The following is a 19,125-nucleotide window of genomic DNA, read 5'->3' on the forward strand; positions in this document are numbered from 1 at the left end:
AAAAAAATCATTCGAATAAAAAGTAACAACAATTTCCAATGAAAGGGTTTACAAACCATAAAAATGATGATATAGTATAAATAGTCATTCGAATGAATTTATATTATTCAATTAAATTCTAAATGAATAATATAAAAGGTATTTTAATTTGTATAATAAATTTTAATAAAAGGGGGAATAAAAATTATGAAGGAATTTTTTGAAAAATTTTTATCAGCAATGGTGAAAATTTCAAGTACAAAAGCTTTAACAGCTTTAAAAGATGGGTTTGTATTGACTATGCCAATTACATTAATAGGATCATTATTCTTATTAGTAGCTAATTTACCAATTACAGGGTATGCGGATTTCATGGCTTCGACATTTGGGGAAACATGGAATATAGGATTAAATCAGGTGGCAGGAGCAACCTTTGATATCTTAGCAATTGTTTCAGTTGTTGGAATTGCTTATGCTTATGCAAGAAATGATGGAGAAGATGGTATATCAAGTGCAATCATAGCTCTTGTATCATTTTTAATTGTTACAGCTTCATCTACAGTAACTACAGGCGGAGAGGTTGTAAGTGCTATTATTCCAAAGTCTTGGACTGGTGGACAAGGTGTTATATCAGCTATTATTGTTGGATTAATTACTGGCTTTGTATTTACTTTCTTTCTAAAGAAAAAGATAACTATTAAAATGCCTGATGGTGTACCAGATGGTGTAGCTAATGCATTTACTGCATTGATTCCAGGGTTTGTTATAATTTTAGGTGCTATGATTATTTTCCAAATATTTAGCTCATTCGATACAACTTTAACACAATTTATCTTTGAAGCTTTACAGGTTCCAATGCAAAATTTAAGCGATACTTTCTTGGGCGGTTTGATTATTGTTCTTCTCATTTCATTACTATTTTGGGCAGGATTACATGGTCCGAATATTGTAATGGGGGTTATGGCTCCTATTTTAACAGCAAATGCTTTAGCAAACTCTGAACTTGCTGCAAAAGGATTAAATACAGTTGCTGAAGGTGCACATATTGTAACACCTCAAGTAATAGATAACTTTGTTAAATTTGGTGGTACAGGTATCACTTTAGGGCTACTTATTGCAGCAGTATTATCTGCAAAATCAAAGCAGTTGAAAAATATTTCAAAATTATCTTTAGTTCCAGGAATCTTCAATATTAATGAACCAGTTATCTATGGGTTACCAATTGTTTATAATCCATTGATGTTAATTCCGTTTATCATTGTTCCTGTAATAGCATACATTTTAACATATGTAGCAACAGCTACAGGTATAATTGTTCCATTTGTTGGGGTTCAAGTTCCATGGACAATGCCACCTGTTATCTCAGGATTTATTTTAAGTGGATTTTCAGGCGCCGTACTACAAATAATTATTCTTGCTCTTGCTGTCGTAATTTATTATCCATTCATGAAAATGCAGGATAAACAGTTTATAGAAAACGAAGAAAAAGGTATTACGGACTAAGGATGAGATTTCCAGAGAATTTTTTGTGGGGCGGAGCTGTTTCCGCTCACCAAATTGAAGGTGCATTTAGAGAAGGAAATAAAGGAATTAGCGTTGCCGATGTAATGACAGCAGGAGCAAATGGAAAGCAACGATTAATTACGGATGGAATTTTATCAGATTATTATTATCCAAATCATGGAGCAATTGATTTTTACCATAATTATAAAGAGGACATTAAGATGTTCGCAGATATGGGCTTTAAATGTCTAAGAACTTCAATTGCATGGACACGTATTTTCCCTAAAGGAGATGAAGAAGAACCTAATGAGGAAGGATTACGATTTTATGATAATTTATTTGATGAATTATTAAAGTATGGAATAGAGCCAGTGGTAACGTTAAGTCATTTTGAGATGCCATATTATTTAACTAAAAAGTACAGAGGATGGTATAGCAGAGAAGTTATTGATTTATTCGTTAAATTTTCTAAAGTTGTTATGAAACGCTATAGTAATAAAGTGAAATATTGGATGACATTTAATGAAATAAATAATCAGAAAAATTATAGAAATGACATTTTCGGATGGACATGTTCTGGAGTGAAATTTTCAGAATTTGATAAACCTGAAGAGGCTATGTATCAGACAGTTCACCATCAATTAGTAGCGAGTTCAAAAGTAGTAATAGAGGGAAGAAAGATAAATCCTTGCTTTCAGATAGGGTGTATGTGTGCAATGGTGCCAATTTATCCATTCTCATGTAATCCTGATGATATTATGCTTGCATCAGAGATGATGCGTGATCGTTATTTCTTTGCTGATGTTCATGTCAGAGGACATTATTCCTCTTATGCTTTAAAAGAGTGGGAATTAAAAGGGTACCATATTAAAATGGAACAAGAAGATGCAGAGATATTGAAGCAGGGGACAGTTGATTATATTGGGATTAGTTATTACATGAGTAATGTTGTTAAATCTGGAATAAAGAGAGATGTATCAGAGACTTTAGATGGCGGAAATGAATATTCTGTGAATAACCCATATGTGAAAAAGACAGAATGGGGATGGGCGATTGATCCAGTTGGACTTAGGTATGTTTTAAGTTCTTTGTATGAAAGATATGAGTTGCCTATCTTTATTGTAGAAAATGGAATGGCATATTATGATGAACTCGATGGGGATAATAAATGTGAGGATAATTATCGAATTGAATATTTAAAAGCACATATTAAAGAAATTAATAAAGCTATTAACTTAGATGGAGTGAATGTTCTAGGATATACACCATGGGGATGTATTGATGTAGTTTCCTTTACTACTGGAGAAATGGAAAAAAGATATGGATTTATCTATGTTGATTTAGATAACAATGGATCAGGTAGTTTGAAAAGATATAAGAAAAAATCATATAGTTGGTTTAAAAAAGTAATTAAAACAAATGGTGGGGTGTTATAAGATGAAAAAAATAGTTTTATTATGTAATGCAGGAATGTCAACAAGTTTACTTGTAGCAAAGATGAGAGAAGCAGCATTAGAATTAGATGAAGAATATGAAATCAATGCTTATCCAGTGAGTGAAGCAAAAGAGAAAGCAAAAGATGCTGATATAGTACTTCTAGGACCACAAGTTCGTTTTGAACAGAAAAAAGTACAATCTTTAGTTTCTTGTCCTGTAGAAGTTATTGATATGGCTGCTTATGGAATGATAAATGGTAAAAAAGCATTGGAATCAGCTTTGAAAGGAATGAAATAATGGATAATTATGAATTAATTTGTTTTCAAATGATATCTAATGTTGGAATGGCTAAGTCAAATTTTATTGAAGCTATTAGAGAAGCAAGAAATGGTGAATTTGAAAAAGCAAATGCACTTATTGATGAGGGAAGCAAGACTTTTAATGTAGGGCATCAGGTACATGCTGAGTTATTAGAAAAAATGGCTAAAGGAGAAAAAATAGAAATTAACTTGCTGTTAATTCATGCAGAAGATCAGCTTATGAATGCAGAGTCATTCCGTGTAGTTGCGGAAGAAATGATAGAGCTATATAAGCAAGTCAAGAAATAATATTTTAAATAAAAAGAGGAATAAATATTCCTTTTTTTTATAATAAATATTTACTTATATAAGGGGGATATTATGAAAAGAATTATAAGTGGGTTGTTGGTTGTATTAATCCTTATATCGAATTTTCCATTAATTCCTGTTAAAGCAGAAGAGGATAAAGTATTAAAATTAATTAATGGGATGACTTTGGAACAGAAAGTTGGACAAATGTTACAGCCTGATACAAGAAGTATAACACCAGATGAAGTAAAGAAGTACCATATAGGCTCAATTTTGAGTGGTGGAGGTGCTTCACCAAGTTCAGGAAATACAGCGAGAGATTGGGCTAATCGCTTAAATGAGTATCAATCTGCTGCTATTGAAGGTAGTGGAATTCCTTTATTGTATGGGGTTGATGCTGTACATGGACACAATAATGTTTTAAATGCAACTATATTTCCACATAATATAGGTTTAGGACAAGCAGATGATGTGGATTTAATTAAGAGGATTGCTGAAATAACAGCAAAAGAAGTGCGCGCAACTGGAGCAAACTGGACATTTACTCCAACTTTAGGATTACCTAAGAATGAGCGATGGGGGCGTACTTATGAATGCTATGGTGAAAATGCTGAACTATCTGCTAAATTGGGGGCAGCATATATTGAAGGGTCGCAATTAGATTTAAATAATACAGGAGTAATGGCTACTGCAAAACATTTTATTGGAGAAGGTATAGCGACAGATGGTATTAATCAAGGGGATATTCCATATGATTACAATGGTTTAGAATTTCAGGATATATTAAAAGGAGAGTTAATAATTCCGTATAAAGCAGCTATAGAAGCAGGTGCTAAATCAGTAATGATTAGTTATAACAGTATTGGTGGAGTAAAATGTCATGGCAATAAAGAATTAATTACAAATCTACTAAAAGGTGAATTAGGTTTTAGTGGGATTGTTATTACAGACTATAATGGAGTTGATCAGATTGAAGGCAAAAACACATACCAAGAGAAGGTAGTTACTGCAGTAAATGCTGGAATTGATATGCTTATGGTTGATGGATATGAAGGTAACGATAAAAAATGGCTTGCTGCAATAAATGCAATTATAAGTGGTGTAAAGAATGGACAAATTGCTGAAGATAGAATTAGTGATGCAGTTTACCGAATCTTAAAAGTAAAAGATGATTTAGGATTATTAGATAATGAAAAATTGGCATATGCAGACGAAGAACTTCTTAAGGAGTTTGGTGGAGCAGAACATCGTGAGGTAGCAAGAGAAGCAGTGAGAAAATCTTTAACACTTCTAAAGAATTCATATACTAATAATGAAACTTCAACACTTATGAAGGACTTGAAGGATATGGATAAGCTAGTTGTTGCAGGTTCTTCTGCTAATGATATCGGCATGCAGAGTGGAGGATGGACTATTACATGGCAGGGATCCGCAGGAAATATTACAGAAGGAACTACAATTTATGAAGGTTTGAAAGAAGTAGCTGACGATTCTAAAACAATTGATTATAAAGCCAATGGATATTTTTCTGAGGATAGCTATGATGCTGCTATAGTGGCCATTGGTGAAGAACCATATGCTGAATATGCAGGAGATCGAACAGAATCACAATTGAAGCTAAGGGATGCAGATATTAATGTAATTAATAATATTAAGAAATATCATCCTGATTTACCTATAATTGCAGTATTAACAACAGGACGTCCAATTACTATAGTAGAACAGTTAGAGGATTTTGATGCTGTTATTATGGCAGGATTTCCAGGAACAGAAGGAGCTGGCATTGCAGATGTCCTATTAGGTGATTATGATTTTACAGGACATCTTACCTTTACTTGGCCTTGGTATGCAAATGATATTACATTAAAATTAAAAGATGAAACTAAAGTTTTATTTGAATATGGAAGAGGATTAACAAAAGATCAGGTTACACCTATCAGAACAGATAAGCCTGTAGATGGGAAAGTAATCGATTTAGAAAAGACTGGTGGTGTTGTACAGGCTGAAGCTTATTATTCAAAGCATAATGATATTAATTTAGAGAATAATGGAACTTCTATCGGACACTTCTGGCAAGGAAGAGATTTAATTTATAAGGTTAATATCCCAGAAAGTGCTAAATATAGGTTTGTTTTAAATACCGCTACAGCTAATCAGTTGGTTAACGTTGCTATGGATGTGTATGTTGATGGAAAGAAATTCTACTCAAGTTCAAAAGAATTAAGTAATACAGGGGGATGGAATAGCTGGAAAGAAATCGAGATGGATGATTCTATAAACTTACCTATTGGTGAGCATACCATAAAAATAGTATCACAATCTAAAGATTTCAATGTGGATTACTTTAAATATATAAAGACAGATGGTGAGTATGAAGAACCAAAAGACGATTCCAATAATGTAGGGAATGGTACATTAATTGAAAAAAATGCTGTATCTGTTACTATGTCATCATCAGAAAATTCACAAAGTATGAATTGGTATAAAGGAGAGCAGCCTATTGAAAATACAAATTCCAAGAAAGATTATTTAGATATAACTAATGCTGACTCTTCTGATTTAACAACTATTAGTATTGATGATGATAAGGTTTATCAAGATGTTTTAGGGATTGGTATTTCTATTGAAGAGTCTACAGTTAATAATATTATGAAAATGTCTGAAGAAGAACGAAAGAGCTTCATTAGAAGATTAGTTTCACCTGAAGATGGAATGGGTAACACTTTATTTAGAGTTACAATAGGTACTTCAGATTTTACGGGACGTGAGTTTTATACCTATTATGATGGTACTGGTAAAGAACTTGATGGACAACCTGACTGGTATAATGAAACAGGAAATGGTTTTACTATTCAAAAAGATAAAGATTACAACATTATTAAAGTGGTAAAAGAAATTCTTGAGGTAGCAGAAGAAGAAGGTGTTAAAGATGATATTAAATTTTTTGCATCTTCATGGTCACCACCTGGATGGATGAAAAAGTCAACATCAGCAAGTAATTCATATCCAAACAATGATAAACTTTTAAAGGGTGGTGCTTTAAGAGATGAACATATTGAAGATTTAGCAAAATATTATGTTCGTTTCATAGAAGAATATCAAAAAGAAGGAATTCCAATCTATGCAATGACATTACAGAATGAGCCTTTATTAGAAATTAATTATCCTAGTTGCTATATAACAGGAAAACAAGAGGCAAAACTTGCAAAGGTAATAAAAGAAGAACTTAATAAAAGTACAATATTAAATGAAGAAGAAAAAAATGTTAAAGTATGGGCATTTGATCATAACTTTAGTGAAGCGAATAGCTTTGTTAATGATTTATTTGCTACTGAAGATGGACGTGAAAATGTTGATGGAATCGCTTTTCATCCATATGGAGGTGTTCCTGAAACAATGGGAGCACTATATGAAAAATATAAAGATAAATATACAATGAATCTAACAGAACGTTCTGTGTGGGGAACAAATGGAGCTAATGATATTATAACTTGGTTCAGAAATGGATCTGAAAGTTATAATTCATGGGTAACAATGCTAGATAGTAATATTTCACCTCATCAATGGGTAGGAACTCCAGACCCAACGCTATTTGTTAAAGATGCAGAATCAAAAGATGGTTACTGGGCAACACCAGAGGTATATATTATGGGGCAATTTACAAAATATATTAGACCAGGCTTTGCTAGAATTGATTCAACAAATGGATCTTCTTCAACTGTAACTAATGTTGCATTTAAAGACCCTAAAACTGGTGAAATCGTTATGGTTGTAGCAAATAGAAGTGGAAAAGATCAAACTTTCAAGGTAGTAATGGATGGAACACAATTTAATGCTACTCTTCCTGCAGGAAATGTGGCAACTTATAGTTGGACTCCTATTGAAGAAAGTGAATATAAGGATATTACAAATGATTTAACTTTAGATGATGTTAAATTAATAGGAAATGGAACAATTGAAAATAATATAATTTCTGGTGTTGATTCAACGACTAAATTAGATTATTTAGTAAATGTAAAACAAGCAGGAACTTATAAAGTAACTTTCGATATTGCTGCTGGCGGAGAATGGGATAAAGATTATAATGTATTAGTATCTCAGAGTGATAATGTTTTAGGTAAAGCGTCTATTCGTAGATATGTTTCTGCGGAGAATGAGAAATATAACACATATAGCCAGATTCAAACTTTTGTTACATTTGAGGGAGCTGGATTACAGAAGGTTACATTATCTTTTCCAGAAGGAGGCTTAAATTTTAAAGATGTTCATTTTTCTAAAATGAATAGTGTTATTACTGTACCTGGAAAGGTAGATACATCTAATAGTTTCTTTACGCATGGATTAGTGAAAGGGGAAACTGAAAACTTTGCTTTTTCAGATATAGACGATTATGTTGATTATAAAGTAGATGTACAGAAAGCTGGAACATATGATTTGATTCTAGATGTTGCAACTACTGAAATAGATAGTGGATTTGGAATATACTCTTTCATGCCTGACAAATATGATTATGATAATTCAACAGAAGGAACTTATCTAGGGGACGCTGAAATTATAAAAACTGGAGATGATATGAGTATATATCAAAAACAGACTGTAGAGGTGACTTTTAAAGAGGCAGGAGAACAATTTTTACGTTTTAAATTCAATAAGGGAAACACAAATCTAAAATCAATTATTATAGGTAATGCAATTAATATTTCAAATGTTGAATTAATAGAAGGAAGCTTAGATGGTAAAGCATTTAATGTAGAGCTGGAATCAGGTAAATTTAACGATTCTTTAGATAAGAAAAATTGGAATCTAGATTTACCAGAAGGTGTTGAATTCTCTATAACACGTATTGATTATAATAATGTAAGTATAATATTATCAGGAGAAGCAGAGAGGGATTTTGATGTCGATAAAGATATTAAGATTACTGTAAATGCTTCAGAATATGGTGGAACAAATGATACTTTTGTAGAAGGCATTTTCAAAATAATAGCTGTAAATGATTTAGAATCATTAGAAATGGATAAAGAAATAAGCTTTGGGCAGGAAGAAGTTAATATTAAGTTAATAGGCGGAACATTTGCTGATGATTTAAGTAATAAAATTGAGTTAACAGGTACTGCATCTAAGTACGTGACAATTGAAGAAGTAAATAAAATTGATAAAAATACTGTTAAGTTAGTATTAAAGTGGAATCCAATTTATGGATCGGCAGTAAATGGAACTATTACATTAAAGCAAGATGCTTATGATGATGGAAGTATTCCTTTAAGTGTAGAATCTAGATTTAATCCAACAAATGAAGAGCCAAAAGCTATTGAAGTTAATAATGTAGATAGTGTATCTTTAACTGAAGATAAATCATATCGAAGTGAAGGAAGTATTTCTTCAAATGCGATTAAGGGAAATTATGTAGATTTCTATCTTGATATTGAGGAAGAAGGAAATTATGTTATTTCTTATAAAGTCAAAAATAATAATGCTATTTCAAATGGTCTGAAAATAAGTGGAGGTTTAGGATACGCAACTGATAACAAAGCAAGTATATCATTTACAAAATTCTGGGGTGCAACTTTAGGATATAAAAATACATTAAATTTCGAAAAAGGAAAGCAAACCTTACGTTTTGAAATAAATGGAAGTTCAGATGGTTTTGAAATAAAAGATATAACAATTAAGAAGTTAAATGAACCTGTAGATATTAAAGCTACAACAACAATAACTGCTGATCAAACAATAGGAGGATCAACTGATTTAGGATGGGCAATTGAAACAAAAAATGGGCAAAATAGTATTGGAAATCAAGTTGTTGGCTCTTATCAAGACTACTATGTTAATGTTGAACAAGCAGGTATCTATGAGTTTAAAATAAAGAGTGGTAGAAATACTGTTAATAATGCAACAGCTATTTTACAGAAGGTTAATGGTACTGAAATTACAGAACTAGGAAGTGTAGAAGCTGCCAAAACTGGTAGTTGGGATACCTTTAAAGATAGTGAAATTATTGAAGTTGAATTACAATCAGGTAATCAGATTTTGAGAATATATGATGATATAGATGGGTTTAATTATTCTTCATTTACATTATCTTTAAAAGAAGCAAGTTATCCTCCAGTAATTAATGCATCAAATGCAGAAATTGAATTAGGTGATTCTCTAAATAGTATAAATTTGAGTGAATTATTTAAAGTTAAAGTAGAAAATGCAAAAATAGATGATGTAAAATACGATATTTCAAAGGTTGATACTAATAAAATTGGAGAATATGATGTTGTTATAACTGTTGAAGCTAATGGAACAAGTGTTAATAAAACAGTTAAATTACAAGTGAAAGATACGAAAGCACCAATTATAAAAGCAGAAGATGCAATTGTTGAGCTTGGATGTAAGGATGCACTTAAAGATATTATTGGATTGGTTGTAAAAGATGCAGATAATGCTGTGTATGAAATTGAAACAAACTATGATCCTAATGTTGTAGGTGAATATGAAGTAAAGATTATTGCAACTGATAATTCAGGTAATAAGTCTAGCAAGGTGGTTAAAGTTTCAGTTATAAATAATGTAGTTGTTACTATTGATGCAGAAAATGCTGAAGTAGAATTGAATACAGATTTAAATAGTATAAATTTGGATGAGTTATTCAAAGTTAAAGTAGAAAATGCAGAAATAGATAATGTGAAATATGATATTTCAAAAGTTGATACTAATAAAATTGGGAAATATGATATTGTTATCAGTGTTGAAGCTAATGGAACAAGTGTTAATAAAACAGTTAAATTACAAGTGAAAGATACGAAAGCACCAATTATAAAAGCAGAGGATGCAGTTGTTGAACTTGGATGTAAGGATGCACTTAAAGATATTATTGGATTGATTGTAGAAGATGCAGATAATGCAGTATATAAAATTGAAACAAGCTATAATCCGAATGTTGTAGGAGAATATGAAGTAAAGATTATTGCAACTGATAATTCAGGTAATGAGTCTAGAAAAGTGGTTAAAGTTTCAGTTGTAAATAAAACAGTTGTTACTATAAATGCAGAAAATGCTGAAGTAGAATTGAATACAGATTTAAGTAGTATAAATCTAATTGAACTATTCAAAGTTAAAGTAGATAATGCATCGCTTGATGACATAAAATTTGATTTAAATTCGGTAAATATAAATAAAATAGGTAGATATAGTATTGTTATTTCATTAGAATATAATGGCGAAAAAATTTCGAAAGTAGTAGAATTGACTGTTAAAGATAGTAAAGCCAATGATTCTACAAATAGTGATTCAGAAGTGAATGGTGGAATTGTGAACACAGGGGATGAGAATTATAGTGTAATATATATATCACTTGCAATACTTTCTGCTTTTATGATTCTATTGCTTTCAAAAAAGAAAAAAATGAAACTTAAAAAATAATTATATTTTATAATTTATTTATAACTTAAATATAAAAATACATTTGTTTAAAATTTACCATAGCAGATAATCTAAGTGATTATCTGCTATTTTAATATAAATTAAAGAGAATAGAATTTGTTATAGTCTATAATTAGATTAATGATAAACTTTATTGACAACCATATTTTGGAGGTATATTATTATCTATAAATTAAAACTTGGGCATTAAAAATTAAAGTAATGGGGAAATAAAAAGGGGGTAATATTATGAGTTCATTGGAGCTAATTAATATTAAAGTAAAGTCATTTATAGTATTTAATAAGATATTTGAGGACAAGGTTATGAAATCATTTATTGATATGATTGATGTTAAGGAAAGTAGTACTATAGAAAAAATTGAAAAGTATAGTAATTTTGTTCGTGAGCTTTTTGAAAAGAATGAAAGCTTTTCTGAGTATATTCGGCAGCTTATTGTATTTGATGAAAATATCTATATTCGTAAATTATCTAATAAGGAAGCTGTTTCTGAGATGTTAGAAAAATGTGTGAAGCATGAACTTGAAACTCTTAAAGAAATTTCAATGATAATAGCTAAGGAGATAAAAGAAGAAGTTGGATGTGCTATATTCTTACCAGAGTAGACAACTAACTCAGAATATGATTTTAATAAAATGTATAGAGAAAGAAAGGAGAATCTATTTACCTTAGGGTATGGTATTTATGCAAATAATATTATGTTTACTTATAATAAAGGGGAAGTAGTACCTGTAAAATATCCTGATAATATTAGATTATCAAGTCACATTGGTTATGAAAGGCAGCAAAAAAGAATTATTGATAATACTTATGCTTTTATAAAAGAAAGACCAGCTGTTAATGTTCTTTTATATGGTGATGAAGGAACAGGTAAATCTTCTACAATAAAGGCAATAGTTAATGAATTTGCTGATAAAGGATTAAGGATGATAGAAGTTAGAGAAGGGGACTTGCTTAAATTATCTGAGCTTATAGAGAAGCTTGCAAACGATCTTTTTAAATTTATTATATTTATTGATGAATTATATTTTGCAAAAAATAATTAAGAAATTAGAGCTTTAAAGGCAATTTTAGTAGGCTCAGTATCTGCTAAAATAGAAAATATGGTTTTATATTCAACAAGTAATAGACGTCATTTAGTTTAGGAATCCTTTTCTGATAGAAATGGAGATGACATTCATATAAATGAGACAATAGAAGAGCAGATATATTTAGCAGATAGGTTTGGATTATCTATACATTCTCTACTTTGCAGCACTTACTAATATGAGATCAGTAGGAGTAATGGGAGATGAAAGAACTTATGATTATGCTATAGCACTTAGAGCTGTAACAACAAGTGATTTCATGACAGCAGAATCAGCTGACCTTCCAGGGAAGTACTTGGAAAAGTAACAACTAGAATAGTAAATGAAGTTAAAGGCGTTAACCGTGTGCTTTATGATTGCACAGGAAAACCACCAGCTACTATAGAATTCGAGTAATTAGTAATAGCTCACAAACAAAGCAGTTATGCAGGTTTGTGGGCTATATTTATGTTTTATAAAAATAAAATGACAATACTTTTTGAAAAATAGCTTTGCAATTTTAAGATGGCTTGTAAGTACATAGATAAATGGTGTAATTAGTAGCTAGAAAATTCATTATTACAAGGCACTTCAATAGCATCACTAATAATCAATTCATCTTCTAATATATGATGATTTGGATTGCTTAATAATGTATCTTGAAGAGATTCTTTCAATTTATCACAGCAAGGTTTAAAGGTGAAATATGTAATCCCGCCGCCTATTACACCGCCAACAACTGGAATTGCTTTTTTAAAGAAGCCAGCAAAGACCTTTTTTGTCATGTTAACTCCGAACCATTTTGCAACTCTTTTTACAATTGGATAAATAGTACCTTTTGTTAGTGCAGCTTTTAGTAATTTCTTTTCAACACCTTTTGCTAATGCTGCTGCCATTGTTCTCAAAGCAGTATTAGCACCATGGACTCCATACATAGCCCCTAAGCAAATAATTAAAAGATTTATTGTTTCTGAGTCAAATTTATGACCTTTTTCTGTAGTATCTATTTCAGGAAATCCATATAGATACATAAGTTTTTGAGTAGCTCTTAGCATATATCCGTAATATTGTGCGATATCAGTTGGGACAGTAGCCGCCATAGCGAATCCACCAGGCATTCCTAATGCAGTGGATATTCCTGAGACACAGTTTCTTTCATATTTAATTACTTCATCAGCAATCTTATCAATTACACTTGATGGTATTTTAGCATATGCTGGATTAGAAGTTATTGCATCATCAATAATATTTTGAGGATAATTTTTCATTAATTCTTTTTGGAGAAAATTAGCTCGGTTAACTTTTATACCAGGTGTTCGTAATCCTAAAATAATAAAATCTTCAATATCTATCTCACCATTTCCGTTTACATCTACTGCATTAATTACAGAGTCTTTAGATTTAGCAACTACTCCTTTTGTTTTATCAGCAACATTTGATACTGCTGTTCCTGCCCCCTTAACTATGCTGTTGAAAGTTTCCTTCATATTTTTATTACTTTTTAATTGGTTCTTATCATCCTTCATTTATTTACCCCTCATTCATAACAATATGTGTAAAATATATAAATTGCTTTTTATTATATTATCAGCAATAAATAAAAGTATTTTTATAAATACGTATAATTAAATTTTACTATATGGATGCACCTTTCTTTAACTAACTTATTTTACTTATTTGGGAAAAGTGTATTTACAATTCATTTTTTACATAATTCATTAAATTTAGTAGTTATTTCATAAATTATTATACTACAATAATAATTCCCAATAAAGGTTTACAATGACTTTACAGAAGATATGCAGAGAGGTTTTGATTATCTATATATTCTATACTTTAGAGTCCTTACTAATATGAGATCAGTAAGAGTAGTGGGACATAAAAGAACTTATGATAATTCTACATCACTTAGAGGTGTAACAAAAAGTGATTTCATGATAGTATAAATACCAAAAGCACAAATCAAAAAGATTTATGCTTTTGGTGTTTTTGTATAACGATTAATAAGATACTCTATTAAATTCAGAGAGTTACCAAAAAAGTAATTTAAATTCTGATTTTCATGATCTATACCAGTGGCTCCACTTTCTACAATGAAGGAAAGGTCACTTTTGGTAGCGTAGCTACTGTGTTCTGTAGCTGTCAAAGCAATAACTTTACCTCCATAACTCTTACATTCATCCATTTTGAGTAAACCATTTTTGTTTTCACCTGATTGGGAAAATGTAATTAAGGTATAAGGTGTTTGATCTGATACCAAACTTATTTCCACACCTTCTAAATCAATAGCATAAATTTTTTTCAAGAGTAATTTACGATATGTATAATTAACTAGGGTTTGACAAAATCCTTCACCATACAAATAGATTTTTTTATTGGAAAAAGCATCATTAAAATAACTATCTATGTGATCCCAGTCTTGATTTACCATTGCAAAAGGAAAGTCTTCCATTTGATTTGTAGACTTATGTGAAAATTCTTTTGAAAGGAAAAAGATTAGTTCTTTAAAATTATTAAAACCAGCTCTTTTTGCTAAGCGACTGATTGAGGATTGGGAAGTATAGTTCATTTGTGCAACAGTACGAATGTCAATGACGGCTTCACTTTTAATCGATTCTATAATGTTTTCTATTATTTTTTCATCTTCATCGCGAAAGTTACTGTTGGGAAATAAACGATTTAAATAGTAAATTTTTGCCATGATATCACGCTCCTGTGAAAGTATATTCATAAAGTGAAATCGTAACCATGCTAGTGTATAAGCATTGTTTACGCTTTTTTTATATAATATACTATTAACATAAAGAAAGCAAATACAATTGTATGAATATAGTTTCTTTAATAAAATATGGTCATATAACTTAAAAGACCGTCTTTAATGAAAGAGGGAGATTATGAAAAAAGTAATTATCAATGCTGATGATTTTGGATACTCTTCAGCAGTGAATCTAGGAATCATAAAAGCTTATAAAGAAGGGATTCTGACCTCTACAACTTTAATGGCTAATATGCCAGGATGTGATGAAGCTATTACCCTTGCTAAGGAAAACCCAGATCTTGGAGTAGGTGGTCATCTTGTTTTAACTTGTGGAAAACCTTTAACTAAAGGAGAGTCACTCATAGATGGAAACGGAGATTTTTATAGTCTAGCTGAATATAAAAAACATCGTAATGAAATGTGTGATGAAGAAATTTTCCAGGAATGGTGCTATCAAATTGATTATTTAATTGATCATGGACTTAAGTTGACTCATTTGGATAGTCATCATCATGCCCATACATTTCCTGAAAATTTGGAGATAACGAAAAGAATTGCAGATAAATATCATTTGTGTTTTAGAAATGTCTTTGAGTTAGAAGAAAATATAGAGTTACCTGTTCAGAAGGGAATTAAGGGTTTTCTAGATTTAATGGATCATTCAGCCATTCGTGACTTAACAATACCTTTTGAAGAAAACCGAATTAGATGTTTCGAGGAAATTCAAGCAGTCCTTGATCAAGTTGAAGATAATGAGATAACAGAGCTTATGGTTCATCCAGCTTATGTAGATGAGATTCTGTATTTCAATTCTTCATTCAATATTCAAAGGATGAAGGAAGTATCAATTTTGTGTGACTCACAAATGAAGCAACTATTTGAAGATAATCAGATTGTGACATGCAGTTACAAAAATGTATAAGTATTTGTTGATTAGCAACTTTTTTAAAAGTTGTAATAATTAAATTAAAACTATTAAAGGGGAGAGACATATATGAAGGAGAAATTTATTAAATCAGCTAGTGTTTTTTCAAAAGCAATTATTCAGCCAGTAATGTTTATGGCGGTGACGGGAATTATTTTATCAGTTTGTGCAATTTTAAAACTGGAATTTATGCCAAACTTCACAAAAAATATTGGAGATTTTATCTTTAATATTTTATCTGGTGGAATGATTGGTCAGCTAAGTGCTATATTTTGTGTAGGGATTGCTGCAGCATTAGCAAAACCAAAATATAAAACGGATGCGGCAATTTTAGGAATTATTACATTTTTAATCTTTTTATACGCAAATAATTCTTGGTTAACAATTACGGATCGCTTGGCTGTTGCGGGTGAACAAGGACTTTATGGTACTGGACAAGGAATGGTCTTTGGTATTCAAGTAACTGATATGGGAGTTTTTCTAGGAATATCTTTAGGTGTGTTCGTAGGATGGATGGTTAATAAGTTCGGAGATATCAAGCTACATAAGTATTTGTCACCATATGCTGGTACAAAGTCTGTTTACATCTTGATCGTATTTGCAACAATTCTGTTTGCAATAGGGATTACTTATGTTTGGCCAATGGTTAATTCAGCAGTTGAAGCAGTGGTTAAAACAACTACAACTGCAGGATCAGTAGGTTTTTTCTTCTATGGGTTCTTAAATCGTCTCCTTTTACCGGTAGGACTACACCACTTTTTATGGATGCCAATTTTTTATACTCCGCTTGGTGGTATCGCAGAAATTGCTGGTCAAACATATAATGGTGCATTTAATATCTGGTTAGCCGAACTAGGAAATGCAAGTCAAATTACAACAATGCATCCATCGATAGGTTATCTATCAAACTTCGGTTCAATTTCTTTACCAATTGGTATTGCCTTTGCAATTTGGAAAACAGCACGTCCGGAAAATAGGAAGAAGGTTGCTACAATCTTAATTCCAACTGTAACTACAGCTTTCTTGGCTGGTGTTACTGAGCCACTAGAATTTTTATTCTTGTTCCTATCACCAGTTTTATGGGTGGCGCATGCTGTAGTATATGGATTGAGTTTATTCATTACAAACCTAGTAGGTATTGCTATCCAGTTTGATACAGGAATAAATATGATTATCAATAGTTTTGCACTTCCAACACGTTTAGGGCATCAATATTTAATTCCAGTAATCTTTATAGCAACTGCTGTTTTAGAGTATTTTGTGTTCAAAAAATTAATCGTGAAATTAAATATTCCAACATTAGGACGTGAAGGAGCCGAGGTTGTAAGTGAGCCAGTCATTGATTCCATTGGAGGTAATTCTGATTCTGGATTTGAACCACAAATTCAAAATATCGTTGCTGGTTTAGGTGGTGCAGACAATATTGAAAATATCATTAATTGCTACACAAGATTACGTGTTGATGTAAAAGATGAAAAGAAAGTAAACATTCAATTCTTAAAAGAAAATGTTAAATCTTCTGGAATAGTTGACAAGGGTAAACATATCCAAATCGTCATTGGTATGGGTGTTGAACAAGAACGTGAAAAAGTTGAAGCTTATATAGATTATCAAAAAAAAGTACATGCATAAAGTAATATGCATAAATTAAGAAATAGTTTTTGAAAAATTGGAGGAAGATAGAAGATGGGTAATAAATTTGTAATGGTTGGTGGAGGTTCTACTCAATCACCGGGTATTTTAGAAGTTTTAAGAAAGCGTGCAGGAGAATTAAACTTAAGTGATTTAGTTCTATATGATATTGATGAGGAAAGAGTTTCTTTGCTTGGACAATATACGAAAATGTATTATAAAGAATTAGGCTCTAAAGTAAACGTTACTTACACAACAAATATTGATGAAGCTTTAAAAGGTGCTGATTTCTTATTTATGCAAATTCGTCCAGGCTTGAATAAACAAAGAGCTATTGATGAAAAAATATGTTTAAACAATGGAGTTGTTGGTCAAGAAACTTGTGGTTTAGGTGGATTCTCCTTTGCCATGAGGGTAATCCCAGCTGTTTTAGAAATCGTTAAAAAGGTAAAAGAAATTTGTCCTAAGGCTTGGATTTTAAACTATACAAATCCAGAGGCTATTTTATCAGAAGCAATTTATCGTGAGTTTCCAGATGCGAATGTTTTATGTATTTGTGATATGCCGATTTCAATTGAAGGAGCCATTGCAAAGTACTTTAATAAGGAGCACCGCGATTTAACATTTAAATACTTTGGACTGAATCACTTTGGTTGGTGGACAAATGTCTATGATGAAAATGGCTTTGATTTGTTACCACAATTACGTGAAGATGTTCTTTCTGGTAAAATTGATACACTTTTAATGTCAAATGATGAAACTGTTGGAGATCAATATTGGGTGGAGACCTATAAACAAATGATTAGTCTATTTAAAAGATTCCCAGAGTATTTCCCTAATTGTTACTTGCAGTATTATTTGACTCCAGATGAAATGGTAGCCCATGATGATGTTTCCTTTACTCGTGGAGATTATGTAATGCAAGGTAGGGAAAAACGTATTTATGATGAATGTCGTCGAGTGATTTCAGAAGGATCAGCTAAAGATTCTTCACTACATGCAGGAGTTCATGGTAATTATATTGTAGATATTGCTTATGCGATTATTCATAATACTAGGGAAAGATTTATAGTCAATAAAAAGAATCATGGTGCAATCTCTAATTTTGATCCAGAAGCAGTTGTTGAGACACCAGCTTATATTGGTTCAATGGGAGCTGAAACCATCAATGTTGGTGAAATACCAACTTTCCAAAAAGGATTGATGGAAATGCAAAAAGCATATGAAAAAATGACAGTTGACGCAGCATTATCTGGATCTTATCAAAAAGCCTTAGAAGCTGTGATGCTTAACAAAACAATCCCTAATTACTCTGTGGGTAAAAAAGTGTTAGATGAATTATACGAAGCTAATAAAGGTTTATGGCCTGAATTAAAGTAAACTACTACTTGAATTTAATATAATAGTAAAAAAGGAGTTGTATTCAGACTGAATTTATTAATTCAATCTGATACAGCTCATTTTTAATTATGCAAAACTTTATACACTAATCTTTATGTGGATTTTGCTATTAATTTTTATCTTTTACATATCCATATATGGTAAAATGGATTAAAAATGCCGATGGATTCTTTGAGTATGATTATACTTATTTTGATAAATGGGTAACATTTAACTTGTGCTGTGGAACTATTTTGGCACTAAATTATGAGTGAGTAAAAAAGAATAATTTAATAGATATGAGCATAGAAAGCTGTTTGTTCTTTAATTAGAGCAAATGGCTTTTTTATTGTATTGAAAACCACTGGCTATGCCAGTGGATAAAATGGCTTAAGCTCTGAACAGAA

13 protein-coding genes and 2 pseudogenes are annotated in these 19,125 nt (G+C 31.1%); 13 read left to right on the forward strand and 2 right to left on the reverse strand.

From position 1 onward, the window contains the following. The first annotated feature begins 186 nt into the window (after positions 1-186). The 8 genes and pseudogenes from E5347_RS10620 to E5347_RS10665 all read left to right on the forward strand — a co-directional run. The gene (locus E5347_RS10620; RefSeq protein WP_136007187.1) at positions 187-1,482 is read left to right on the forward strand and encodes a PTS sugar transporter subunit IIC; all 1,296 of its coding nucleotides are present in this window, start codon (positions 187-189) and stop codon (positions 1,480-1,482) included. A gap of 2 nt (positions 1,483-1,484) precedes the next feature. Continuing rightward, complete coding sequence (locus E5347_RS10625; RefSeq protein ID WP_136007189.1) at positions 1,485-2,918, forward strand: 6-phospho-beta-glucosidase; 1,434 nt, start codon at positions 1,485-1,487, stop codon at positions 2,916-2,918. A 1-nt stretch (position 2,919) separates the two neighbouring features. Beyond that, positions 2,920-3,216: a PTS sugar transporter subunit IIB gene (locus tag E5347_RS10630; RefSeq protein ID WP_136007191.1), complete on the forward strand. Its 297-nt coding sequence runs from the start codon at positions 2,920-2,922 to the stop codon at positions 3,214-3,216. Continuing rightward, positions 3,216-3,527 (forward strand): PTS lactose/cellobiose transporter subunit IIA, encoded by a 312-nt coding sequence (locus tag E5347_RS10635; protein WP_136007193.1) that lies wholly within the window; start codon positions 3,216-3,218, stop codon positions 3,525-3,527. The genes E5347_RS10630 and E5347_RS10635 overlap by 1 nt, the downstream gene beginning before the upstream one ends. A gap of 72 nt (positions 3,528-3,599) precedes the next feature. Further along, positions 3,600-10,937, forward strand: coding sequence for a glycoside hydrolase family 3 N-terminal domain-containing protein (locus E5347_RS10640; protein WP_136007195.1), 7,338 nt, complete (start codon positions 3,600-3,602; stop codon positions 10,935-10,937). A 249-nt stretch (positions 10,938-11,186) separates the two neighbouring features. After that, positions 11,187-11,561, forward strand: coding sequence for a hypothetical protein (locus E5347_RS10645; protein ID WP_136007197.1), 375 nt, complete (start codon positions 11,187-11,189; stop codon positions 11,559-11,561). A 93-nt stretch (positions 11,562-11,654) separates the two neighbouring features. Next, positions 11,655-12,221: pseudogene (locus E5347_RS17095) on the forward strand (DUF815 domain-containing protein). Beyond that, a pseudogene (locus E5347_RS10665) lies at positions 12,199-12,440 on the forward strand (glutamine-hydrolyzing GMP synthase); the annotation flags it as partial. The pseudogenes E5347_RS17095 and E5347_RS10665, both read left to right, overlap by 23 nt. A 140-nt stretch (positions 12,441-12,580) precedes the next feature. Here the strand turns inward: E5347_RS10665 and E5347_RS10670 are convergent. After that, a complete protein-coding gene (locus tag E5347_RS10670; RefSeq protein WP_136007201.1) occupies positions 12,581-13,549 on the reverse strand; it encodes an EcsC family protein in 969 nt (322 codons plus the stop codon). A 273-nt stretch (positions 13,550-13,822) separates the two neighbouring features. On the opposite strand from E5347_RS10670, the gene E5347_RS10675 reads away from it, so the two are divergent. Beyond that, positions 13,823-13,969, forward strand: a complete 147-nt coding sequence (locus tag E5347_RS10675; protein ID WP_136007203.1) for a hypothetical protein — start codon at positions 13,823-13,825, stop codon at positions 13,967-13,969. 26 nt (positions 13,970-13,995) lie between these two features. Here E5347_RS10675 and E5347_RS10680 read toward each other — a convergent pair whose 3' ends face one another. Beyond that, complete coding sequence (locus E5347_RS10680; RefSeq protein ID WP_136007205.1) at positions 13,996-14,724, reverse strand: MurR/RpiR family transcriptional regulator; 729 nt, start codon at positions 14,722-14,724, stop codon at positions 13,996-13,998. 193 nt (positions 14,725-14,917) lie between these two features. Here E5347_RS10680 and E5347_RS10685 point away from each other — a divergent pair, with 193 nt between their 5' ends. The 4 genes from E5347_RS10685 to E5347_RS17240 all read left to right on the forward strand — a co-directional run bounded on the left by E5347_RS10685 (position 14,918) and on the right by E5347_RS17240 (position 18,993). After that, positions 14,918-15,703 (forward strand): carbohydrate deacetylase, encoded by a 786-nt coding sequence (locus E5347_RS10685; protein WP_136007207.1) that lies wholly within the window; start codon positions 14,918-14,920, stop codon positions 15,701-15,703. Positions 15,704-15,775: 72 nt separating this feature from the next. Then, the gene (locus tag E5347_RS10690) at positions 15,776-17,338 is read left to right on the forward strand and encodes a PTS transporter subunit EIIC (protein ID WP_136007209.1); all 1,563 of its coding nucleotides are present in this window, start codon (positions 15,776-15,778) and stop codon (positions 17,336-17,338) included. A 54-nt stretch (positions 17,339-17,392) separates the two neighbouring features. Further along, positions 17,393-18,718, forward strand: a complete 1,326-nt coding sequence (locus tag E5347_RS10695) for a 6-phospho-alpha-glucosidase (RefSeq protein WP_136007211.1) — start codon at positions 17,393-17,395, stop codon at positions 18,716-18,718. Between the two features lie 158 nt (positions 18,719-18,876). Continuing rightward, positions 18,877-18,993 (forward strand): glycoside hydrolase domain-containing protein, encoded by a 117-nt coding sequence (locus E5347_RS17240; RefSeq protein WP_425350450.1) that lies wholly within the window; start codon positions 18,877-18,879, stop codon positions 18,991-18,993. Positions 18,994-19,125 lie beyond the last annotated feature (132 nt).

The organism is Clostridium sartagoforme (assembly GCF_004794105.1).
In the GTDB taxonomy this organism is placed as follows: domain Bacteria; phylum Bacillota; class Clostridia; order Clostridiales; family Clostridiaceae; genus Clostridium; species Clostridium sartagoforme_B.